Source organism: Kocuria cellulosilytica (assembly GCF_040981245.1).
Taxonomy (GTDB): Bacteria; Actinomycetota; Actinomycetes; order Actinomycetales; family Micrococcaceae; genus Kocuria; species Kocuria cellulosilytica.
In genome coordinates, this window is record NZ_JAVFWZ010000106.1 from 1 (window position 1) to 561 (window position 561).

The following is a 561-nucleotide window of genomic DNA, read 5'->3' on the forward strand; positions in this document are numbered from 1 at the left end:
AGATCGCCGAGGACGCGGCGGTCGAGCCCTGCCGGTCGGGCACGAGCAGCACCAGCAGCGCGAAGACGGTGCCGATGAGCCCCTGCAGCACGATCTTGCCCATGGGGCTCAGGCCCAGGTTCTGCTTCTTGGCGATCTTCTTGTAGTCGTCGACGAACCCGACCAGGCCCATGCCGAGCATCAGCAGCAGCGCGGAGAGCCCGGAGAGGGTCACCCCGCCGTAGGACGGCCACACGAGGCCGGAGACCAGGTGGGTGAGCCCGTAGGCGAGCACCACGGAGCCGAGGATCGCGACCCCGCCCATCGTGGGCGTGCCGCGCTTGGTGTGGTGGCTCGTGGGGCCGTCGTCGCGGATGAACTGGCCGTAGCCGCGGCGGGCGAGGAACTTGATGAAGGCCGGGGTCCCGAACAGGGACAGCACGAGTGCGAGTCCGGCGGCCATGAGGATCTGGATCATGCCTGCTCGTCCCTCTCGGCGGCGCTGCCCGGGGTGACCGGCCGGCCGCTCGGGTCGAGGGAGGCGTTGACGAAGGGTCCGGCGGAGCGCCAGTGGTCGCCCCG

1 pseudogene is annotated in these 561 nt (G+C 70.8%); it reads right to left on the minus strand.

What is annotated here, in order from left to right:
- A pseudogene (locus tag RCG67_RS17220) lies at positions 1–457 on the minus strand (phospho-N-acetylmuramoyl-pentapeptide-transferase); the annotation flags it as partial.
- Positions 458–561 lie beyond the last annotated feature (104 nt).